23 protein-coding genes are annotated in these 19,751 nt (G+C 63.6%); 7 read left to right on the forward strand and 16 right to left on the reverse strand.

Annotated features, from left to right (window positions below; all coding sequences use genetic code 11):
• Positions 1–42: 42 nt before the first annotated feature.
• The 3 genes from C8K44_RS04795 to C8K44_RS04805 all read right to left on the reverse strand — a co-directional run bounded on the left by C8K44_RS04795 (position 43) and on the right by C8K44_RS04805 (position 3,747).
• A complete protein-coding gene (locus C8K44_RS04795; RefSeq protein ID WP_109574621.1) occupies positions 43–1,944 on the reverse strand; it encodes an ABC transporter ATP-binding protein/permease in 1,902 nt (633 codons plus the stop codon).
• Between the two features lie 14 nt (positions 1,945–1,958).
• The gene (locus C8K44_RS04800) at positions 1,959–2,297 is read right to left on the reverse strand and encodes a metalloregulator ArsR/SmtB family transcription factor (RefSeq protein ID WP_109574622.1); all 339 of its coding nucleotides are present in this window, start codon (positions 2,295–2,297) and stop codon (positions 1,959–1,961) included.
• Between the two features lie 70 nt (positions 2,298–2,367).
• The gene (locus tag C8K44_RS04805) at positions 2,368–3,747 is read right to left on the reverse strand and encodes a LysM peptidoglycan-binding domain-containing protein (protein ID WP_109574623.1); all 1,380 of its coding nucleotides are present in this window, start codon (positions 3,745–3,747) and stop codon (positions 2,368–2,370) included.
• Between the two features lie 110 nt (positions 3,748–3,857).
• Here C8K44_RS04805 and C8K44_RS04810 point away from each other — a divergent pair, with 110 nt between their 5' ends.
• On the forward strand, positions 3,858–4,469 hold the full coding sequence (locus C8K44_RS04810; RefSeq protein ID WP_109574624.1) for a TIGR00730 family Rossman fold protein: 612 nt from the start codon (positions 3,858–3,860) through the stop codon (positions 4,467–4,469).
• A gap of 10 nt (positions 4,470–4,479) precedes the next feature.
• Here the strand turns inward: C8K44_RS04810 and C8K44_RS04815 are convergent, their stop codons facing one another.
• The 10 genes from C8K44_RS04815 to cysS all read right to left on the reverse strand — a co-directional run bounded on the left by C8K44_RS04815 (position 4,480) and on the right by cysS (position 12,682).
• A complete protein-coding gene (locus tag C8K44_RS04815; protein ID WP_109574625.1) occupies positions 4,480–5,166 on the reverse strand; it encodes a glutathione S-transferase family protein in 687 nt (228 codons plus the stop codon).
• 11 nt (positions 5,167–5,177) lie between these two features.
• Positions 5,178–6,086 carry an EamA family transporter RarD gene (gene rarD / locus C8K44_RS04820; protein ID WP_109574626.1) on the reverse strand — a complete coding sequence of 303 codons (909 nt, stop codon included), beginning with the start codon at positions 6,084–6,086 and terminating at the stop codon, positions 5,178–5,180.
• Positions 6,087–6,204: 118 nt separating this feature from the next.
• Entirely contained in the window at positions 6,205–7,821 is a 1,617-nt protein-coding gene (gene cimA / locus C8K44_RS04825; protein ID WP_109574627.1) for a citramalate synthase, read from the reverse strand.
• Positions 7,822–7,823: 2 nt separating this feature from the next.
• A complete protein-coding gene (pip, locus tag C8K44_RS04830; protein ID WP_109574628.1) occupies positions 7,824–8,780 on the reverse strand; it encodes a prolyl aminopeptidase in 957 nt (318 codons plus the stop codon).
• Positions 8,777–9,253, reverse strand: a complete 477-nt coding sequence (locus C8K44_RS04835) for a GFA family protein (RefSeq protein WP_109574629.1) — start codon at positions 9,251–9,253, stop codon at positions 8,777–8,779. Before C8K44_RS04835 ends, pip begins: the two co-directional genes overlap by 4 nt.
• Complete coding sequence (locus tag C8K44_RS04840) at positions 9,250–9,726, reverse strand: GFA family protein (protein ID WP_109574630.1); 477 nt, start codon at positions 9,724–9,726, stop codon at positions 9,250–9,252. Before C8K44_RS04840 ends, C8K44_RS04835 begins: the two co-directional genes overlap by 4 nt.
• Complete coding sequence (locus tag C8K44_RS04845) at positions 9,723–10,217, reverse strand: GFA family protein (RefSeq protein WP_109574806.1); 495 nt, start codon at positions 10,215–10,217, stop codon at positions 9,723–9,725. The genes C8K44_RS04840 and C8K44_RS04845 overlap by 4 nt, the downstream gene beginning before the upstream one ends.
• 12 nt (positions 10,218–10,229) lie before the next feature.
• Entirely contained in the window at positions 10,230–10,610 is a 381-nt protein-coding gene (locus C8K44_RS04850; RefSeq protein WP_109574631.1) for a VOC family protein, read from the reverse strand.
• Positions 10,607–11,032 (reverse strand): endonuclease domain-containing protein, encoded by a 426-nt coding sequence (locus C8K44_RS04855; RefSeq protein ID WP_281062981.1) that lies wholly within the window; start codon positions 11,030–11,032, stop codon positions 10,607–10,609. The genes C8K44_RS04850 and C8K44_RS04855 overlap by 4 nt, the downstream gene beginning before the upstream one ends.
• A 213-nt stretch (positions 11,033–11,245) precedes the next feature.
• Positions 11,246–12,682 (reverse strand): cysteine--tRNA ligase, encoded by a 1,437-nt coding sequence (gene cysS / locus C8K44_RS04865; protein WP_109574633.1) that lies wholly within the window; start codon positions 12,680–12,682, stop codon positions 11,246–11,248.
• Positions 12,683–13,030: 348 nt separating this feature from the next.
• On the opposite strand from cysS, the gene C8K44_RS04875 reads away from it, so the two are divergent.
• A complete protein-coding gene (locus C8K44_RS04875; protein WP_109574808.1) occupies positions 13,031–13,186 on the forward strand; it encodes a transcriptional regulator in 156 nt (51 codons plus the stop codon).
• On the opposite strand, the gene C8K44_RS04880 is transcribed toward C8K44_RS04875, so the two are convergent.
• Both C8K44_RS04880 and C8K44_RS04885 read right to left on the reverse strand, forming a co-directional pair.
• On the reverse strand, positions 13,183–13,788 hold the full coding sequence (locus C8K44_RS04880; protein ID WP_109574807.1) for a LysE/ArgO family amino acid transporter: 606 nt from the start codon (positions 13,786–13,788) through the stop codon (positions 13,183–13,185). The two genes, C8K44_RS04875 and C8K44_RS04880, sit on opposite strands and share 4 nt — an antisense overlap.
• A gap of 131 nt (positions 13,789–13,919) precedes the next feature.
• Positions 13,920–14,690, reverse strand: coding sequence for an SOS response-associated peptidase (locus tag C8K44_RS04885; RefSeq protein ID WP_109574635.1), 771 nt, complete (start codon positions 14,688–14,690; stop codon positions 13,920–13,922).
• Positions 14,691–14,809: 119 nt separating this feature from the next.
• Here C8K44_RS04885 and C8K44_RS04890 point away from each other — a divergent pair, with 119 nt between their 5' ends.
• The 4 genes from C8K44_RS04890 to C8K44_RS04905 all read left to right on the forward strand — a co-directional run bounded on the left by C8K44_RS04890 (position 14,810) and on the right by C8K44_RS04905 (position 17,000).
• Positions 14,810–15,232, forward strand: coding sequence for an NUDIX domain-containing protein (locus C8K44_RS04890; protein ID WP_109574809.1), 423 nt, complete (start codon positions 14,810–14,812; stop codon positions 15,230–15,232).
• Between the two features lie 59 nt (positions 15,233–15,291).
• Positions 15,292–15,669 (forward strand): TIGR02301 family protein, encoded by a 378-nt coding sequence (locus C8K44_RS04895; RefSeq protein WP_109574636.1) that lies wholly within the window; start codon positions 15,292–15,294, stop codon positions 15,667–15,669.
• A gap of 133 nt (positions 15,670–15,802) precedes the next feature.
• The gene (locus tag C8K44_RS04900) at positions 15,803–16,060 is read left to right on the forward strand and encodes a hypothetical protein (protein ID WP_109574637.1); all 258 of its coding nucleotides are present in this window, start codon (positions 15,803–15,805) and stop codon (positions 16,058–16,060) included.
• Between the two features lie 127 nt (positions 16,061–16,187).
• On the forward strand, positions 16,188–17,000 hold the full coding sequence (locus C8K44_RS04905; RefSeq protein ID WP_109574638.1) for a hypothetical protein: 813 nt from the start codon (positions 16,188–16,190) through the stop codon (positions 16,998–17,000).
• A 490-nt stretch (positions 17,001–17,490) separates the two neighbouring features.
• Here the strand turns inward: C8K44_RS04905 and C8K44_RS04910 are convergent, their stop codons facing one another.
• Positions 17,491–18,822: a dihydroorotase gene (locus tag C8K44_RS04910; RefSeq protein ID WP_109574639.1), complete on the reverse strand. Its 1,332-nt coding sequence runs from the start codon at positions 18,820–18,822 to the stop codon at positions 17,491–17,493.
• A 71-nt stretch (positions 18,823–18,893) separates the two neighbouring features.
• Between C8K44_RS04910 and C8K44_RS04915 the strand changes: the two genes are divergently transcribed.
• Positions 18,894–19,748 carry a folate-binding protein YgfZ gene (locus C8K44_RS04915; protein ID WP_109574640.1) on the forward strand — a complete coding sequence of 285 codons (855 nt, stop codon included), beginning with the start codon at positions 18,894–18,896 and terminating at the stop codon, positions 19,746–19,748.
• Positions 19,749–19,751: the final 3 nt, after the last annotated feature.

The raw sequence follows: 19,751 nt of genomic DNA on the forward strand, positions 1-19,751 counted from the left end.
TCGCTTGCAACGGGGCGGCCGGAGCCGCCGCCATGCCACCCCTTACTCGACCTCGCTTGCTTCGACCTCCGGGGTCCGGCGACGCACCACGACACCGTACTCGTCGGCCTCGCGCGCCTGGCGCAAGCGCTCCTCGGCTTCGGTCGCCTCGCGCTGGCGATCCCACATCGAGGCATAGAGCCCGCCCTGCCCCAGCAATTGGGCGTGTGTGCCGCGCTCGGCAATGCCGCCATCGGCCAAGACGATGATCTCGTCGGCTGAAATGACCGTCGACAGCCTGTGCGCGATGACGATCGTGGTGCGACCCTTGCTGACCAGGTCGAGGGCGCTCTGGATTTCCTGTTCGGTCTGGGTGTCGAGTGCCGAAGTCGCCTCGTCCAGCATCAGGATCGGCGGTGCTTTGAGGATGGTGCGGGCAATCGCCACGCGCTGCTTCTCACCGCCCGACAGCTTCAGGCCCCGCTCGCCGACCATCGACTTGTAGCCCTCGGGCATGCGTTCGATGAAGCTCGAAATCTGGGCAAGGTCAGCCGCCCTGCGTACATCCTCTTCATCCGCGTTCAGGCGGCCATAGCGGATGTTGTAGGCAATCGTGTCGTTGAACAGCACGGTGTCCTGCGGCACCATGCCGATCTCGCCGCGCAGGCTCTCCTGGGTGACGTCGCGGATATCCTGTCCGTCGATCAGGATCGAGCCTTGCTGAATGTCGTAGAAGCGGAACAGCAGCCGCGAGATTGTCGACTTGCCGGCACCCGAGGGGCCAACGATCGCCACGGTCTTGCCGGCCGGCACCTCGAAGCTCACGCCCTTGAGGATCTGGCGGTTCGGGTCATAGGCGAAATGCACGTCGCGGAACTCGACGCGGCCGCTGCCGACGACGAGCGGCTGGGCGCCCGGCCTGTCGTTCACCTCCTGCGGCACGTCGAGCAGCTCGAACATCTTTTCGATGTCGGTCAGGCCTTGGCGGATTTCGCGGTAGATCATGCCGATGAAGTTGAGCGGCACCGAAAGCTGCATCAGCATGGCGTTGACGAAGACGAAGTCGCCCACGGTCTGGGTGCCGGCCATCACTTCCCGCGCCGACATCCACATCACAACGGTCATGCCAAGACCGAAGATGACGCCCTGGCCGAAGTTGAGCCAGCCAAGCGACGTCCAGGTCTTGGTCGCCGCCGATTCGTAGCGCGCCATGGAGCGGTCGAAGCGCTCGGCTTCCATGCGCTCGTTGTTGAAGTACTTCACCGTCTCGAAATTGAGCAGCGAATCGATCGCCTTGGTGTTCGCGTCGGTGTCGGAATCGTTCATCTCGCGGCGGATGGCGATGCGCCAGTCGCTCGCCTTGACCGTGAACCAGACATAGAGCCACACGGTGACAGCCACCACGGCCACATATTGCCAGCCATAGGCGAAGGCAAAGATGCCCGCCGTCAGCGCGAATTCGAGGATCGTGGGAGCGGTGTTGAGGATGGTGAAGCGGACAATCGTTTCGATGCCCTTGGTGCCGCGCTCGATGATGCGCGACAGCCCGCCAGTGCGCCGCTCCAGATGAAAGCGCAGCGACAGCTGGTGCATGTGCACGAAGGTGCGATGGGCAAGCTGCCGGACCGCGTATTGGCCAACGCTGGCAAACAACGCGTCGCGCAGCTGGTTGAAGCCGAGCTGGACGATGCGCACGAAATTATAGGCGACCACCAGCATGACAGGGGCTGCCAGCAATGCCGGCAACGCCAGCGGCGTGCGCTGGTCGCCGGCCAACGCATCGGTCGCCCATTTGAAGAAATAAGGCCCTGCCACCAGCGTCAGCTTGGCGACGAACAGGAACACTGTTGCCCACACCACCCGCGCCCTGAGGTCGGGCCTGCCTTCCGGCCACATATAGGGCCACAGGTTCCTGATCGTGCTGAGGGTCGAGCCGCGTTCGGCGGAGACGGTCTTGTTAGCCACAGTTCTTGCCTTGATTAGACGTCCGCGCCTTCGACGGCGCAGCAGGATTCGACGAGCGCCGAAACGGATGCGGAAACGGCGGCCAACGCCGCCTGGTCGATCTGGTAGCGCGAGCGCTGCCGCTCCGGTTCGTAGCGGACCAGTCCGGCCTCGACGAGGATCTTCAGATGTTGCGACACTGTCGACTGGGCGAGGTCGAGATGCGCGACCACTTCCTTGCAGCAACACGATCTGCCGCCGAGACGCCGCAGGATTTCAAGCCGCGCGGGATGCGAGAGTGCGGCAAGCTTTTGCGCCACATCCTCGCTGGATGCGGCGAGGCACGCAGGTGAGGCTGGTGAGAATGACTTCATCGTTCATCGTCGATAAACGATGAAACCTGTCCACGCAACCCATGCTGGCTGAAATGCCTTGCCTTGAAGGCTAAGGCTTGGGCGCCGGCATCGCCTGTTCGCCCATGGCGTCCATATTGGCCGCTTCGCCCTCATGGGACTTTTCCGGCACGCGGAACACCTGCCCCGGCCAGATGCGGTCGGGATCGCTGATCTGGTCCTGATTGGCGAGATAGATGTTCGAATAGCGCACGCCGTGGCCATAGACACGACGCGAGATACGCCACAACGAATCGCCCCGTCGGATGATAACCGCCCCATTGACCGGCTCGAGTTCGGGGGCGGTCGCATCAGGGCTTGGCGCTGCCGAGGCGACTTCGGCTGGCTTTTCCGGCGACGTCGCCTGGGCCTGAGCCGCCGGCGCGGCCGGCATGTTGGCAGCAGGCGCTTCGGGCTTTGCCGCAACGTCGGCCGGGGCCGGTGCAACCGCAGCGACAGCTTCGCCTGGCTCACGATGGAACGGCACGGCGGCACGCGCAACGACCTTGACGCCGTCCGGCTCCAGCGCGTCGACACGGATGATGTAGTCGCCAACGGGCAATTCGCGCTCCGCTTCGATCAGGAAGCGGCCTTCCGGCGAAGTCTGGGTTTCCCCGATCAGTATCTCGTTGGCGTAAGCGCGGACCTTGCGGCCCGCGTCGGCAGCGCCTGCGATGAAAATCTTCTTGCCTTCGATCTCGACCGCTTCAACCGCGACCTTGAGCTGCGAGGCGATGGCCCCCGACTTTGCCGGGGCCGGTGCCGGTGCCGGTTGCGCTGCCGTCTGCCCTTCAGTGGTCGCTGCCGGCGCATTGGCCGGCTGGACTGGTTCGGGTAGCTTCGTCGGCGTTTCGGCAGGCTTGGGCATGGTGATCAGCTCGGACGGCTTGCCTGGCTCCTCGACCAGCGCCAGCACCTGGCCGCCCGGCTCCGAAGGCACGGAAACCACGGCTGTTTCAGTCGACGTCGCCACGACATTGCCCGGTGCTGTCGCGCGCAGCACGATCTGGTAGTCGCCCGGCTTGAGCGGCTGGTCGAGCACGACGGCGAAATCGCCGTCAGCACCCGCGACGGCAGCCCCGATGACCTTCGATCCGGTAACGATCTCGACCTTGGCGTTGCCGGCAGCCTTGCCGGCAACCACCAGCGCGCCATTGTCTTCGACGCGCACCACATCAAAGGACGGCGCCACCACGACGGAGGCTTCCGCCGTCGTGGGTGGCGTAGCAGGTGCCTGCCCTTGCGCTGCCGGCTTGGCCGGGTCGGGGGCTTTATCCGCCTTAGGCGCGGCTGTCGAAGGTGCCGGCTGGCTCGCCACCACGGCTGGCGGCGCCAGATAGGGATCGAGTGCACCGGACACATATGCAATGGTCGCAGCAGCGGCCGAGCCACCTGCTGCGAGAAGGAAGATTTTCAACGGATTAATTGCCATATTTCCCTGCCCCTAGCCGCTGGATGGGTCTACCTTGTTTTGCCGGCAGCGACAAGAAAAAGCCCGATCCGGGCTTGACCCGGCCTGTGGAGGCAATACCCAATCACACCATGAACACGATTCGATCCATCTGCGTCTATTGCGGCTCCTCGCCGGGCCGCGATGAGGTGTACATCAAGGCCGGCCATCTGCTCGGTCACTCGATCGCCAAGGCAGGCCTCAGGCTCATCTATGGCGGCGGCACCAAGGGCATCATGGGCGCGGTCGCCGATGGCGCGCAGCGTGCCGGCGGCAAGGTCACCGGCATCATACCGCGATTCCTCATGAACAAGGAAGCAACCGAAAGCGCCCTCACCCGGCTCGATGAGCTGGTCATCACCGACAACATGCATGAGCGTAAGCACATGATGTTCGAGAAGTCGGATGCCTTCGTGGCGCTGCCGGGCGGCATCGGCACGGTCGAGGAGATCGTCGAGATCATGACCTGGGCGCAGCTCGGCCATCACCGCAAGCCGATCGTCTTCGCCAATGTCAAAGGCTTCTGGGATCCGATGCTGGCGCTGCTCGATCACATGAAGACCGAGGGCTTCGTGCACACCTCGCATCTGGTCCAGCCGCTGGTGGTCGACGAGGCCGAGGCCGTGGTCTCGGCCCTTATGGTCGCGGCCGGGTCCGACTCCACCCCCACCGAAGGTGTTCAGTCGCTCATCGACAAGATGTGAGAGCAGCCGTTCAGGCCCGGGCTCGCATGTCGAGTGTGATCGTGCCTACGGCCAGCACCTCGTCTTCGTGCGGCTGGTCGCGCCACGTCTCGGCAAGTGCCGCATCATACCATTCGCGCATGGCCGGCTGCTCGAGCATCAGTGCCACGTAGTCGCCCGAACGGCCACCGAAGTCCAGCGCGTAGGTCTGTGCCCGAAAGATGACGGGTGCAAAGAACGCGTCGACGGCAGTGAACGTCTCCCCCGCCAGGAACGGCCCGCCAAAGCGGTCGAGCCCCTGGTTCCAGAGCTCGCCAACGCGGGCGATGTCCGCCTTCAGCCCTGCCGGCACCTCGTTGAGGCCAACGCGCACGCCGCAGCTCATGCCACAGATGTTGCGCAGGTTGCGGAAGCTCGAATGCATCTCTGCCGCGGCCGAACGCGCCCAGGCCCGCGCCGCCGGATCGGCAGGCCAGACACCCTGGTGGCGCTCGGCGAGATATTCGACGATCGACATCGAATCCCACACCGTGAGCTCGCCATCGACGAGCACGGGCACGCTGGCCGTCGGCGAGAAGGAACCGAAATCGGGCTGTCCGGGCAGATTGCCGAACGGCACCTGGTGCTCGGTGAAGGCAATGCCCTGCGCGCGCATCAGCACCCAGGGGCGCAGCGACCAGGAGGAGTAGTTCTTGTTGGCAATGTAGAGCTGATACATGCGTCTGCTCCTTAGCTGTTCTTGGATCGGTCGTGGAACATCGACCAGGTGTAGACGGCAAGCGCTGCCCAGATCAGGCCGAACGCCACCGCGCGTTCACTCGAGAACGGCTCCTTGAAGATGAAGATGGCGATGAAGAAGATGATCGTCGGCGCGATGTACTGCATGATGCCGATGGTCGACATCCTGAGCAGCTTGGCCCCATTGGCAAACAGGATCAGCGGGATAGCGGTGACGAGGCCGCAGCCCATCAGCAGCCACACGTCGACAGCGCCAGTCGTGCCGAAGTGGCCAACACCGGTCGCCTGCAGATAGGCGATGTAACCGAGAGCCGGGATGCCGAGGATCAGGACTTCCAGCAGGAAGCCCTGGGCCGGGCCGATCGGCAAGGTCTTCTTGAACAGGGCGTAGAAACCCCAGGTCAGCGCCAGCGCAATGGACACCCAGGGCAGGCCGCCGGTCTCCCAGGTCAAAAGGGCAACCGCGATCAACGCCAGGGCAATCGCCACAAGTTGCCCCCTGGAGAGCTTTTCGCCCAGTACGACCGCACCGAGGAAAACCGTGAACAGCGGGTTGATATAATAGCCCAGCGCGGTTTCGAGCGCGCGGTCATTGCCGATCGCCCAGACATAGATGCCCCAGTTCATGGTGATCAGCGCTGCCGTCAGCGCGCCGTTGGCGAGCGTGCGCTTGTTGCGCAGCGCTGCCTTGATGTCGGCCGTGCGGCCCATCCATAACAGCAGCAGGCCGGCCACCGGGATCGACCAGACGATGCGGTGCGCGACCACTTCCGGCGCGGGGATATGTGCCACCGCCTTCATGTAGAACGGCAGCACGCCCCACATCAGGTAGACTGTCAGGGCATAGAGAAAGCCGCGGGTCGCGTCTTCACGGGAAATGGCGGGCGCTTGTGTGCTCATGGCGCGATCCTATGCGCCCGCTTTGCTGGCCAAGCCATTTCAAAATAGTGATGGTCCACCCGCTTTTCGTTGATGGATCAATCGATGGGGCCAGCCGTTGCCGCTGGCCCGAACACTGCTATTCCGCCGCCACCAGCCCGGCCATCTCGCGGTTCTTCATCAGCTTGTAGATGATCGAATCCATAAGTGCCTGGAACGAAGCGTCGATGATGTTGGTCGACACGCCCACCGTCCACCAGCGCGCGCCGGTGCTGTCATGCGATTCGATCAGCACGCGGGTTATCGCCTCGGTGCCGCCATTGAGGATACGCACCTTGTAGTCGACGAGTTCGAGGTCGCCGATCTCGTTCTGGAACTTGCCGAGATCCTTGCGCAACGCGATGTCGAGCGCGTTTATCGGCCCGTCGCCTTCGGCCACCGACATCTTCTCTTCGCCATCAACCATAACCTTCACCACCGCTTCCGACACGGTCTTAAGGTTGCCGTTCGCGTCGAAACGACGCTCGACAAGACAGCGGAACGAGGTCACGCGGAAGAACTCCGGCACCTCATGCAGCATGCTCCGCGCCAGAAGCTCGAAGCTGGCATCGGCCCCTTCATAGGCGTAGCCCTCGGCCTCACGCTCCTTGACCACTGAAATCAGCGAATCGAGCCGGCGATCGTCCTTCGGCACGTCGATGCCGCGCCGCTTGAGCTCGGCGATGAAATTCGCCTTGCCGCCCTGGTCCGACACCATGACCTTGCGACGGTTGCCGACGGCTTCCGGCGGCACGTGCTCATAGGTTTTGGGCTCCTTGACGATGGCCGAGGCGTGGATGCCTGCCTTGGTCGCGAAGGCCGATGCCCCGACATAGGGCGACTGCGCCTCGGGCGCACGGTTGAGCAATTCGTCGAACGCGCGCGAAAGCCTGGAGATACCGGCAAGGGCATCGGCCGAAACACCGGTTTCGAAGCGCTCGGAAAAATGCGGCTTCAACGCCAATGTCGGGATGATGGTAACCAGATTGGCATTGCCGCAGCGTTCGCCGATGCCGTTGATCGTGCCCTGCACCTGGCGCACGCCGGCCTCGATGGCGGCGAGCGAATTGGCCACCGCCTGGCCGGTGTCGTCATGGGCATGGATGCCGAGATTGGCGCCCGGAATGCCCGAAGCGATCACCTTGGCAACGATATCGCGCACCTCGGCCGGCTGCGTGCCGCCATTGGTGTCGCACAACACCACCCAGCGCGCGCCGGCATCATAGGCCGTGCGTGCGCAAGCCAGCGCGTAGTCAGGATTGGCCTTGAAGCCGTCGAAGAAATGCTCGCAATCGACCATCGGCTCCTTGCCGGCGGTGCGGGCGGCTTCGACCGAAGCCTTGATCGATTCGAGGTTTTCCTCGTTGGTCACGCCGAGGGCGACACGGACATGATAATCCCAGCTCTTGGCGACATAGCAGATGCCGTCCGACTTGGCCTGCAGCAGCGTTGCCAGACCGGGGTCGTTGGAAGCCGACACCCCTGCCCGCTTGGTCATGCCGAAGGCGACGAACTTCGCCCGCTTGGTCCGCTTTTCCTGGAAGAACGCCGTGTCGGTCGGATTGGCGCCGGGGTAGCCACCTTCGACATAATCGATGCCGAATTCGTCGAGCATGGCCGCGATCGCGATCTTGTCCTCGACCGAAAAGTCGATGCCCGGCGTCTGCTGGCCGTCGCGCAGTGTCGTGTCGAATAGATAGATGCGTTCGCGTGCCATTGTCATTTCCCTGCGAACCTGTCGGTTGCCCTGACCAGCTGGTTCAATATACCCGGTTCCGAATAAGCGTGGCCGGCTCCCTCGATGAGATGGAACTCGGCTTCCGGCCACGCCTTGTGCAGCGCCCAAGCATATTTCGCCGGGCACGGCATGTCATAACGCCCATGGACGATGACACCGGGAATGTCGCGCAGCTTGTGGGCGTCGCGGATCAGCTGGCCTTCGTCCATCCAGCCGGCATGGACGAAATAGTGGTTTTCGATGCGGGCGAAGGCAACGGCAAAGTCGTCCTGGCCGAACTTGCCGCTGGTATCGGGGTCAGGCAACAGCGTGATCGTCTCGCCTTCCCACAGGCTCCATGCGAGGGCGGCCTCGACCTGCGCCTTGCGGTCGTTGCCGACGAGGCGCTTGCGGTATGCACCCATCATGTCGCCGCGTTCGGCTTCCGGGATCGGGGCGATAAAACGCTCCCATTTGTCGGGAAACATCTCGGAGACGCCGAACTGGTAATACCATTCGAGCTCGGCCCGGGTCAGCGTGTAGATGCCGCGCACCACCAGTTCGCTAACGCGCTCGGGGTGCGTTTCGGCATAGGCCAGCGCCAGCGTCGAGCCCCAGGAGCCGCCGAACACCAGCCACTTGTCGTGGCCTGCCATCTCGCGCAGCCGCTCGATGTCAGCCACCAGATGCCAGGTCGTGTTGGCGTCGAGCGAAGCATTGGGCACTGATTTACCGCAACCGCGCTGGTCGAACAGCATGATGTCGTAGAGCTTCGGGTCGAACAGGCGGCGATGCTTCGGCGAGGTCGCGCCGCCTGGGCCGCCATGCAAAAACACCGCAGGCTTACCGCCCTTGGTGCCCGAGCGTTCCCAATAGACCTGATGGCCGTCGCCGACGTCGAGCATGCCGCTGTCGAAAGGTTCGATCTCTGGATAGAGGCCGCGTAGTTCATTCGTCATAGTTTAAGTCCATGTTCCGGCCAGTTGGCCGTCTCTTCGTCAGGATGCTGGAAGGAGATGATCTGCTCCTGCCGCTGATAATAGTCGGGGTTGTCGTGGATCGGCTGGTCAAAGATCGCCTCGACCCACGGCAGGCGGAAGCCGTGGTTGATCTGGATTGTCGGCGCGAGGTCCGAGCGGTCGTCGAACGAGCCGATCGACAGCTCCAGTCCCTCCGCATTCCTGTAGCTCATCGGAGTGCCGCAACGCTGGCAGAAACCACGCGCGATGTTGATCGAAGACTGGAAGTAGCTCGGCTCCTCGCGGATCCATTCGACGCCGTCAACAGGCACGGCGACGAAGGCACCAAAAAATGAGCCGAACTGCTTCTGGCACATGCGGCAATGGCAAATGGACGTGCGCCCGAGTGCCCCGCGAATGCGAAAACGCACAGCGCCGCACTGGCAGCCGCCGGTTCTAACTGTCTCGGTCATGACCTGTTCTCCGGTGGCCATTGTTCAGTGTCTTGGTCTGGATGCTGATGGTTAGAAGGGGCGACCGCCGCGTACCAGGCCGTTTCGTCCGCCGACAGCTCAACTGTGTCGAGCTCGCCGAACCACGGCATCTTGGCGGCGGAACCGCACTGGAACGTCGGCGTGACCGAGGCTGGATCATCGAGTGAACCGAGCACCACATTGACCGTATCGCGCGTTACCACGTCAAACAGCAGCGGCGTGCCGCAGTTACGACAGAAGCCCCGCCGCACCAGGTCCGACGACTGGAACCAGCCAACCTCGCCGCGGGTCACCGCGAACTTCGCTTTGGGCGCGCGAGCGAGCGGCTGGAAATAGTTGCCCGACGCCTTCTGGCACATGCGGCAATGGCAGATATGCGCGTTCTCCAGCGCCTGGGCGATGCGGTAGCGCACGGCGCCGCATTGGCAGCCACCTGTCATGGGCGCGTTCATTTGCGCTCCTGCGGTGGCCATTGATCGGTGTCGTGATCGGGATGCTGGTAAGAGACGATGTCGTTGACGAAGTCCGCAGCCTCCGGGTCGTCCTCCGTCGTGTAACCCGGCAGCTCGTGAACATGATCGACGTAAGGCAGCTTGCCCTCGAGCCCCCACTGGACGGTCGGGGCGATCTCCTCCGGTTCGTCGAAGGCGGCGATCGCCAGCGCCACCCCGTCGGGCGCCTCGAACGTCAGCGGCGTGCCGCAGTCGCCGCAAAAGCCGCGCAGGCCGAAATTGGACGAGCGGAACCGCTTCGGCTCGCCGCGCGTCCAGATCAGCTTCGATTCCCGATGCACGGAAACGAGCGGGGCGTAAAAATTGCCGAACGCCTTCTGGCACATGCGGCAGTGGCAGACCGAGGCGCCGCCGAGCTTGCCATCGACATGGAAGCGCACGGCGCCACACTGGCAGCCACCGGAGTAATGCGGCTTGTTGTCAAGGCTCATGACTGCCACCCCTCACGCCGGCGCATGACACACCGCCTCGATGTTGTTGCCGTCCGGGTCGTAGACGAAGGCTGCATAATAGTCGGGGTGGTAATGTGGGCGCGGCCCCGGCCCACCATTGTCACGCCCGCCGGCTGCGATGGCCGCCGCATGAAATGCGTCGACCTCGGCGCGGCTGCGCGCGGTGAAGGCATAGTGCCGCCCCGGTCCTGCCTCCGCCTCATGCAGCCAGAACACCGGGCGCTCGCGGCCATAGCCGCCAACCTTGACGCCACCGGTATATTCGCCCGGCACCATCATCAAAAGGGAAGCACCTAGCGGCGCGAATGCCTTGTCGTAAAAGGCCTTCGCCTTGTCGAAATCGGCAACCGAAATTCCAGTATGGTCGATCATTGCACGAACTCCTCCTTCATGCTGATGGCGCCGGCCGCTCCGCCACGACCGGCCACGCTCACGATATGCTGGCAGACATTGTCGATAGCGCGAATGACGTCGTCGTTCCAGAAGCGGACGATGGTCCAGCCGTCCTGTTCCAGGCGCTGGGTTCGGACGGCATCGGCCTCCGCATTGGCTGGTTCGGCATGCTGCGCGCCGTCCAGTTCCACGATCAACTTGTGTTTCGGGAAGGCGAAATCGACGATGTAGCCTGCAACGGGAAACTGGCGACGAAATCCGAGCCCCATCAGCCGATGCGCGCGCAGCTCATTCCACAGCTTCAGCTCGGCGTCCGTCATCTTGCGACGCATTGACTTCGCGTTCTTGCGGTTGGCTGGAGCGACCGGCGTGTGGGCAAGGTTATCTGCTCCCCTTCGGATATGTCGCCGCCCTACGTTGCCCCCCTCTGTCCTGCCGGACATCTCCCCCACGAGGGGGGAGATTGGCAGTTTCCGCCACGACATCCCTTCTGAAACGCCGGCGATTTGCGAAAGTCGCGATGACGGCTGATCTCCCCCCTTGTGGGGGAGATGTCCGGCAGGACAGAGGGGGGCGCTGTCCTGCAAGCCTGCCCACCTCTGGCACAACCATCATCACCGCTTGACCTCCCACGTCGTGACGCGCTCGCCCGTCACCGGATCCTTGCCGTCCTTGAGCTGCACGCCCTGGGCAAGTAGCTCGTCGCGGATGCGATCCGCCTCGGCCCAGTTCTTGGCGTTGATCAGCTCCAGGCGGCGCGCGATCGTCGCAGCGACCTCGGTCTCGTCCACCTCCGCGGCTTCGAGCGTGAAGCCCAGAAACAGCAGTGCCGCCTTCAGGCTGGCAGCCGCTTCGACGTTCCCGCCCGCATCGCCCGCCAGCTGCGAAAGCCCGTGGAATGCCGTCGCCGTTGCCAGATCGTCGCTCAGCGCCGCAACCAAGGCCTCGGGCACCTGGCCTTCCGCACGTCCAGCGCTGTCGGCCGCGCGCTTCCACTTGCGCAGCGTATTCTCGGCCTCTTCCAGCTTGCGCACCGAAAAGTCGATCGGCTCGCGGTAGTGCGTCATCAGCATCGCCAGGCGCAGCACCTCGCCGGGCCATTTGCGGCCGCCGAAGGTCTCGGTCTCGAGCAGTTCGTGGATCGAGTAGAAGTTGCCCAGGCTCTTGGACATCTTTTGGCCCTCGACCTGCAGGAAGCCGTTGTGCATCCAGTAATTGGCCATGACTTCGGTGCCGTGGGCGCAGCGCGACTGGGCGATTTCGTTTTCATGATGCGGGAAGATCAGGTCCAACCCGCCGCCATGGATATCGAAGACCTCGCCGAGATAGGCCGACGCCATGGCCGAGCACTCGATGTGCCAGCCAGGCCGGCCGCGACCCCAGGGGCTTTCCCAGCCGGGCTCCTCTGGCGACGACGCCTTCCACAAGACGAAATCGCCTGCATTCTTCTTGTGGGCCTCGACCTCGACACGGGCGCCAGCCTGCTGCTCGTCGAGATTGCGCTTCGACAATTGCCCGTAGTCGGCCATCGAGCCGGTGTCGAACAGCACTTCGCCTTCAGCTTCATAGGCATGGCCGCGTTCGATGAGACTTAGAATCAAGGTGATCATGTCGGCGCGGCCGTCGGCACGCGGCTGCACGAACTCGGTTGCCCGTGGCTCGACCGTCGGCTCGAGGCAGCCGAGCGCCTTGACGTCGGCCTGGTACTGGTTCGCCGTCTTTTCGGTGACACGCCTGATCGCCTCGTTGAGCGGCAGGTCGGGGAAGTCTCGCAAGGCGCGCGCGTTGATCTTGTCGTCGAGGTCGGTGAGGTTGCGCACATAGGTGACGTGACTAGCGCCATAGGCATGGCGCAGAAGCCGAAACAGCACGTCGAAGACGATCGCCGGTCGCGCGTTGCCAATATGGGCGAAGTCGTAAACGGTCGGCCCGCAGACATACATCCGCACGTTTTGCGGATCGATCGGCACGAAGTCCTCCTTCGTGCGCGTCAGCGTGTTGGTGAGGCGCAAGCCCTTGAATGCCTCGGACTTAATCGATGCTTCAGACATAGAACTCCCCTGGCCTGCTGGCCCGGGCGTTTGACCTGTCTTGTGTGAAGATGAGGCGAAAACGTCCTGACCAGCGCGAACGCTAGCCAATAATGCAAGTGCCGGAAATGGCGAAAGACGTTTTCATCGGGGGCTTTATCGCCTCCCAAACCTGTTGCCGTCAAGACGCATCGAAACGAAACTTTACCGCCCGAACCGGAACGGAACCAGTACTGAAACAATTTATTAAACATCCCGGCACCGTAATGAAACATCGCCCGGATAAAAGGCGCCGCATGCCACGAATTCGACCGAATCCGTAAGCAAATGCAGCCGCTCTCAACAGAGCTGACTTTAGGGAAGAGACCAATGAAACGAAAACAATCCGAACAAGACCGAGCGCGTAGCCAGTACGCCGAGCTCGCCAAGCACTACCGGGCCATCGGCCCTGCAGCAATTCTTGCCGCTCTGATCTGCGCGCCGAAGAAAGACAAGGCACAGCCCAAGGTAAACAAGGCGGCCTAGGCCCGGCTGACCAGGCTGAGACCGATAGCGGTCATCACAACGCCGATCAGAAGATCGAGCACGCGCCACGCGGCAGGCCGGGCAAAGACCGGCTCGAGAAGCCGGGCGCCATAGCCGAGCCCAAAGAACCAGACGAATGATGCCGACGCAGCGCCCAGCCCATAGGCAAGGCGCGCCTGACCTTCATATGCCGCCGAAAGGCTACCCAGCAACACCACCGTGTCGAGATAGACATGGGGGTTGAGGAACGTGAAGGCGAGACAGGCGGCAACAGCCGGCCATAGCCGCGCCTCGCCCGCTTTGGCTGCCTGCAGCACTTCTGGCTTCAGGGCGCGGCGGAAGGCGATCACCGCATAGGTGAACAGAAACAGGGCGCCACCCACAGTCACCACCATGATCAGGCTCGGCGACTGCGAAATCAGCGTGCCGAGCCCGGCGACGCCGGCAGCGATCAGCAAAGCATCCGAAAGCGCGCAAATGAGGCTCAGGATGAAGACGTGCTGGCGCAAGAGCCCCTGGCGCAGGATGAACGCGTTCTGCGCGCCGATCGCGATGATCAGCGAGGCACCAAGCAGGAAACCGGAGATGGCGGCGGAAACGATTGGCGTGGACACGCCGCCCTTCTAGTGCATCGCCCCGAAAATCGAAATCGGTTTTCCAAAGCACGATGCATGGATTCATGATGCCAGAGCGTCCTTGAGCGTCCGTTCGGACGCTCAAGGCTCTGGTGGCGTCAAAACAGTTTCATCTGGTCGTCGTCGCCGGGCTTGCGTTTTTCCACCTTTGGCTTCGCTGGCGCAGCTTCCGGCAAGGGCTCGACCCGGTCCTGGATTTCAGGGCCGACATTGGCGACCTTGTTGACGAGGTCCGACACCGGGATCTGCTCGAAGAAATCGGGCTGGGCCGGGCGCATGAGATCGGCGACGTCGCGCGGTTCCTGGGTGCGGCAGTCGAGCCAGCGGGCGAAATCGTCGGGCTGGATCACCACCGGCATGCGGTCGTGGATGTGCAGGATGTCGGCGCTCGCGCTGGTGGTCAGGATCGCGGCAGTGTCGATCTCCGAACCGCCCGGTTCGCTCCAGGTCTCCATGAGCCCGGCCAGCGCCACCAGGCCGCCATTGCGCGGCCTCAGCCAATAGGGCTGGCGGCGGTTGCCCGGCAGCTTTTTCCACTCGTAGAAACCGGAAACCGGAATCAGTGCGCGCCTGTGGCGCATCGCAGTCTTGAACGAAGCCTTTTCGATTGCCGATTCGGAACGAGCGTTGATCAGAAGCGGCATGTCGGCCGGGTTCTTCGTCCACGCCGGAATCAGCCCCCAGCGCGCGAGCAGCGCCATGCGGTCGGGCAGGTTCGAGCCTGGCGGACGCTGCGGCCCGGCCAGTGCCACGAGAATCGGCTGCGTCGGCGCCACGTTGTAGCGCGGCGGAAAGCTTTCGAGATCGCCAAGCCCGAGGAAGGCCGCCGTCTCGTCGGGCGACGCCAGAACCGCTATTCGTCCGCACATGGTTTCACGCCTTCTCTCACTAGTCAGCTGAAAGTGGCGATGGATCGCGCCCGCCGCAACGGTTAAAGCAGTGACCGTCGCATGTTCCACAATGGAACATGATCGCCGGGCGAAACGAAATGAACGAAGCAACGATAGTCCCCGCCGTTTCCGTCGCCGTGTTGCGCGAGCGTACAATCATGCTTGTTCGCCGTGGCCGCGCGCCTTCCAAGGGCCTCTACGCCTTTCCCGGTGGCCGCGTCGAAGCCTATGAAACGCTGGAGGATGCCGCCCGCCGCGAACTCATGGAAGAGACCGGCATCGCTGTGGGAATGCTGGTGCCGCTACGCGAAATCCTTATCGATAGCCGCGCCGAAGGTGCCTCGCTCTATCGCCTCACCGTCTTCGGCGCGCGCCATGTGGGCGGCGAGCCGGCCAGCGGCGACGACGCCGACGAGGCCGCGTTCCATGACCTTGAAGCGATCGAGCGACTGCCGCTGACCGATTCGACGCTTGAGATCGTGCTCGAACTTCTGGACGGGCGGGTCATCCTGCCTGCTTAGGCTTGGGATAGCCACGTTCGCGGCCTTGCGGGCGACAAATTGTTTCGCCACAAAAGCTTATGAGCCGCGCTTCGACCTTGTTGATTGCCATGACGCTTGCCGCGAGCACGGTGCTCGCAGCCCCCGCGCGGGCAGTCGACGCGCCGTTCGAGCCCGGTCTGGTCAGACTGGCCGAAGTTCTGGGCTCGTTGCACTTTTTGCGCAATCTCTGCGGCGAAAAGGGCACCCAATGGCGCGGCGAGATGGAAAAGCTGCTCCAGGCCGAGAACCCCTCGCCCGAGCGCCGTGCCCGATTCATCGCCAGTTTCAACCGCGGCTACCGCTCTTTCGACGGCGCATACACGGCGTGCACGGCCTCCGCCACCGAGGCGATTGCCCGCTACATGAAGGAAGGCGAGGCGCTCAGCCGCGACATCGCCTCGCGCTACGGTAATTAACAGGCTATTTACTTTCCCGGCATTGCCGACCGTACACGGACGGCCGATTGTGTTAGCTGTCTTAACGGGACATTAAAGGGATAGCTCAAGTTGATCCGAATCACCGGGTCGCTTGGCAGGGTGAAAGACCGAAATGGAACAAAGCGTAACCGACATCGACGCCCTGGTCCGGGAAGAAAAGCGACTGACCGCCGTCGAAAGCCATAACGAGGCGTGGGCCGAGGGTCTTTCCGCCGGCATAGAGCCCGAGATCATCGCCGAAGCAGCCCTTGCCACCGCTTTTGCCGAGATCGTAGCAGCCAATGGCGAGCGCGCGGCGCTTGCGATGCTCGACCGCATGCGCGCCAAAGTCGAGGCAGGCGAGTTCGAGCCACTGCGCCTGCGGCATTGAGCCCACCCCCCGTTCTTTGACTAGCCGACACGGTTTCGGCATCATGCCCGGGCAGATTGGAAGCGTTGGGATGGCCTTCGTGCCTCCAACGGGATGCGCGGCACACTAATACCGGAGCCTGGAATTAATGCGGTCACAGACTGATACGGCGCCCCGCGGCGCATTGAGACTTGCTGCTCTCGGCCTTGCTGCCTCGCTTGTTTTGCCGCTCTACGCCTCATCGGCCTTCGCCTTGAGCGAGATCAAGCGCGAGGAAATTCCGGCCCCCGTCACCCCATCCCAGCCTGCTGACGACCAAACTGGCACGCCGGAAAAGTCGGTGCCTATGCCCGATCCGATCCAGACGCCCCCGGCCGCCAATTCGCCAGCCACCGACCAGGCGCCCGAGGACGAGCAGTCCGAGCCCCAGGACGAGCCTGCCACGCCTGACGCCACCGGCCCAGCCGCGCCGCATCTCGACACCGAAGGCCCGTTGCCCGAGATCGTCTACGACCTCAGCCGCCTGCCCGAGCCCGTGGCGCGCATGCGCTCCCTCCTCGTCGAAGCTGCCAAGACCGGCGACATCGAAAAACTCCGCCCGCTGATCGGCAAGGGCGATGCCATGCCGCAGCTTTCGTTCGGCGAGATCGACGGCGACCCGATCGCCTTCATCAAGGCGCTTTCCGGTGACGGCGAGGGCCAGGAAATCCTCGCCATCATGGAAGAGGTCTTGAACGCGGGCTACGTCCATCTCGGCGAAGGCACCGACGAAGACCTCTATGTCTGGCCCTATTTCTTCGGCATCCCGCTCGACAAGCTCGACCCGCGCCAGAAGGTCGAACTGTTCAAGATCGTGACTGCCGGCGATTACGAGGACATGAAGCAGTACGGCGCTTACGTCTTCTACCGCCTCGGCATCACCCCCGAGGGCCGCTGGGCCTTCTTCGTCGCCGGCGACTGATCTTTTTCCTTCGCCCCGTTCACGGGGAGAAGGCGGCCCGAAGGGCCGGATGAGGGGCGGCGCGACCTGAGGTGCTCTCTGCGGCTGCGCTCTTGCGTGCAACTAGACTAGCCGGTCTTGGGGACCGGCTGTCTCAATGCCCCTCCCCGGCAATGTCACGGCATGGATTCCCGACACTCTCCGCTCGTTCCTCGCTCACGAGGTCGGCGATGACGTATTGTTGGGCGCTTCCGCCAATCTCGCAGCAGCTGCGCTAAGCCAAGCCGTTGAAGTGGCGATTAGTGGAGACACTCCAGCAGCCCTCATGGTGAGCTTGTCGAACCACGAGGGCGCTTGGCATGCACCGCCCAAGCCTCTGCTATGGCGGGCTCAGCGCACGTCATGAACTCCAGGCAGGCAGCACGATGACGGGCTGACCATGGGCCCAGCGCCCTCGTGGTTCGACAGGCTCACCATGAGGGCTACTTAATTGTCGCCGCCAAGCGGTCGCTTACCGCACCACCGCTTCCGAGAACTCCACCGCCCTACCCTGAGACGGCGTCGTGATCTCGCCCTGCCACATCACGCGAATGCCGCGCACGATGGTTCCGACAGGCCAGCCGGTAACCTCTTTGCCGTCATAAGGCGTCCAACCGGCCTTCGAGCCAGCCTGGGCGTTGGTGATGGTTTCCTTGCGCTTCATGTCGACGACGGTGAAATCGGCGTCATAGCCGGCCGCGATACGGCCCTTGCGCGCCATGCCGAAGATGCGGTTCGGACCGTGGCTCGACAGGTCGACGAAGCGTTCGAGCGTAAGCCTTCCGGCGTTCACATGGTCGAGCATGATCGGTACCAGCGTCTGCACGCCGGTCATGCCCGAGGGCGATGCGGGATAGGGCTTTGCCTTTTCTTCGAGCGTGTGCGGCGCGTGGTCGGAGCCAAGCACGTCGACGACCCCTTGCGAAATGCCGTACCAGACGCCGTCGCGGTGGCGAGGGCCGCGCACCGGCGGGTTCATCTGCAACAGCGTGCCGAGACGGGCATAATCGTCCGCGCTCATCGTCAGGTGATGCGGCGTCGCCTCGCAGGTCGCGACGTCCTTGTGGTGTTCGAGGAAGGTGATCTCCTCGGCAGTCGAGATGTGCAGCACGTGAATGCGTGCACGTTCCTGCCGGGCGATACGGACCAGCCGCTCGGTGCACTGGAGGGCGGCGATCTCGTCGCGCCAGACCGGGTGCGAGGACGGATCGTTGTCGACGCGCAGGCCCTGGCGCTCGCGCAGGCGGAACTCGTCTTCGGAGTGGAAGGCAGCACGGCGACGCGTATTGCGCAGGATCGAGGCCACGCCCTCGTCGTCTTCGACCAGCAGGTCGCCGGTGGACGAGCCCATGAACACCTTGATGCCGGCGGCACCCGGCAGGCGCTCGAGCTCGGCGACGTCCCTTGCATTCTCACGCGTTCCGCCGACCCAGAAGGCAAAGTCGCAATGCATGCGCGCAGTTGCGCGGCTCATCTTGTCGGCGAGCGCTGCCTCGCTTGTCGTCAGCGGGTTTGTGTTGGGCATCTCGAAGACGGCGGTCACACCGCCGAGCACGGCCGCGCGCGAACCGCTCTCCAGGTCTTCCTTTTGCTCGAGGCCCGGCTCGCGAAAATGCACTTGGCTGTCGACCACACCGGGCAGGATATGCAGGCCCTTGCAGTCGATGGTCTCGCCGGCCGATGCGCCGCCCAGATCGCCAATCGCCGCGATGCGGCCGTTGGTGACGCCGACGTCGCGGACGCCTGTGCCGTCATGATTGACGACGGTGCCGCCCTTGAGGATGAGATCGAAGGTCGTAGCCATGTCGCGTGTGCCCTTGTCTGGGAATTGCCTGCGGCTTACGTAATGGCTCTCCGAAATGCAAGATCAGGTCCATGCCGACAGCCATCCTCGCAGACCGCGCCATAACAGATGTTTCCGGCCCCGATGCCGAGCATTTCCTGCAGAACATCCTGACGCTCGACCTCGATGCGCTGGGCCCACGCGAGGCGAAACCCGGCGCGCTGCTGGCCCCGCAAGGCAAGATCATGTTCGATTTCCTGGTCTCGCGCAGCGGGCAAAACGCCTTGCGCCTGGAATGCCGGGCCGAGATAGCGGACGATCTCGTTCGCCGCCTGATGCTCTACCGGCTGCGCGCCAAGGCCGACATTTCCAAGCAGGATCAGACTGTTGTGGCAGTCTCCTGGCAATCTGATTCAGCCGCTTCGCCATCTGAATCAACTGTCCGCGACACCCGTTTCCAGTCGCCAGTGTTCCGCCACTACGGCGACGTGGCGGCCACCGATGCCACCGAGGCCGACTGGCACGCCTTCCGCATCGCCAACGGCATCGCCGAAAGCGGGCCGGACTATGCACTCAGCGACGCCTTCCCCCACGACGTGCTGCTCGACCAGATGGGCGGGGTGGGTTTCAAGAAAGGCTGTTTCATCGGCCAGGAGGTCGTCTCGCGCATGCAGCATCGCGGCACCGCCCGCCGCCGTGTCCTGCTGGTCTCGGCTGGCTCGGACCTGCCTACCGCCGGCAGCGAGCTCATGGCCGGCGGCAAGGTGATCGGCACGCTTGGTTCCGCCGCCGGCACGCATGGCCTCGCCATCGCCCGCATCGACCGGGTCAAGGCGGCACTCGACTCAGGCAGCGAGATCACCGTCGGCGACGTCGCTGTTGAGCTTCAGATCCCCAGCTGGGCCAGCTTCACCTATCCCGAAGCCGCCAGCGCGGAAGACGCCTGAACC

It is taken from the genome of Aminobacter sp. AP02, assembly GCF_003148805.1.
Lineage (GTDB): Bacteria > Pseudomonadota > Alphaproteobacteria > Rhizobiales > Rhizobiaceae > Aminobacter.

What these genes read in the sequence shown, in the direction of transcription:
- pip (WP_109574628.1), bottom strand. Translation starts at nt 8,780, where the DNA reads ATGACGAATGAACTACGCGGCCTCTATCCAGAGATCGAACCTTTCGAC.
- C8K44_RS04900 (WP_109574637.1), top strand. Translation starts at nt 15,803, where the DNA reads ATGGAACAAAGCGTAACCGACATCGACGCCCTGGTCCGGGAAGAAAAG.
- C8K44_RS04835 (WP_109574629.1), bottom strand. Translation starts at nt 9,253, where the DNA reads ATGACCGAGACAGTTAGAACCGGCGGCTGCCAGTGCGGCGCTGTGCGT.
- cimA (WP_109574627.1), bottom strand. Translation starts at nt 7,821, where the DNA reads ATGGCACGCGAACGCATCTATCTATTCGACACGACACTGCGCGACGGC.
- C8K44_RS04885 (WP_109574635.1), bottom strand. Translation starts at nt 14,690, where the DNA reads ATGTGCGGACGAATAGCGGTTCTGGCGTCGCCCGACGAGACGGCGGCC.
- C8K44_RS04805 (WP_109574623.1), bottom strand. Translation starts at nt 3,747, where the DNA reads ATGGCAATTAATCCGTTGAAAATCTTCCTTCTCGCAGCAGGTGGCTCG.
- C8K44_RS04905 (WP_109574638.1), top strand. Translation starts at nt 16,188, where the DNA reads ATGCGGTCACAGACTGATACGGCGCCCCGCGGCGCATTGAGACTTGCT.
- C8K44_RS04875 (WP_109574808.1), top strand. Translation starts at nt 13,031, where the DNA reads ATGAAACGAAAACAATCCGAACAAGACCGAGCGCGTAGCCAGTACGCC.
- rarD (WP_109574626.1), bottom strand. Translation starts at nt 6,086, where the DNA reads ATGAGCACACAAGCGCCCGCCATTTCCCGTGAAGACGCGACCCGCGGC.
- C8K44_RS04800 (WP_109574622.1), bottom strand. Translation starts at nt 2,297, where the DNA reads ATGAAGTCATTCTCACCAGCCTCACCTGCGTGCCTCGCCGCATCCAGC.
- C8K44_RS04815 (WP_109574625.1), bottom strand. Translation starts at nt 5,166, where the DNA reads ATGTATCAGCTCTACATTGCCAACAAGAACTACTCCTCCTGGTCGCTG.
- C8K44_RS04915 (WP_109574640.1), top strand. Translation starts at nt 18,894, where the DNA reads ATGCCGACAGCCATCCTCGCAGACCGCGCCATAACAGATGTTTCCGGC.
- C8K44_RS04850 (WP_109574631.1), bottom strand. Translation starts at nt 10,610, where the DNA reads ATGATCGACCATACTGGAATTTCGGTTGCCGATTTCGACAAGGCGAAG.
- C8K44_RS04810 (WP_109574624.1), top strand. Translation starts at nt 3,858, where the DNA reads ATGAACACGATTCGATCCATCTGCGTCTATTGCGGCTCCTCGCCGGGC.
- C8K44_RS04845 (WP_109574806.1), bottom strand. Translation starts at nt 10,217, where the DNA reads ATGAGCCTTGACAACAAGCCGCATTACTCCGGTGGCTGCCAGTGTGGC.
- C8K44_RS04910 (WP_109574639.1), bottom strand. Translation starts at nt 18,822, where the DNA reads ATGGCTACGACCTTCGATCTCATCCTCAAGGGCGGCACCGTCGTCAAT.
- C8K44_RS04895 (WP_109574636.1), top strand. Translation starts at nt 15,292, where the DNA reads ATGAGCCGCGCTTCGACCTTGTTGATTGCCATGACGCTTGCCGCGAGC.
- cysS (WP_109574633.1), bottom strand. Translation starts at nt 12,682, where the DNA reads ATGTCTGAAGCATCGATTAAGTCCGAGGCATTCAAGGGCTTGCGCCTC.
- C8K44_RS04840 (WP_109574630.1), bottom strand. Translation starts at nt 9,726, where the DNA reads ATGAACGCGCCCATGACAGGTGGCTGCCAATGCGGCGCCGTGCGCTAC.
- C8K44_RS04890 (WP_109574809.1), top strand. Translation starts at nt 14,810, where the DNA reads ATGAACGAAGCAACGATAGTCCCCGCCGTTTCCGTCGCCGTGTTGCGC.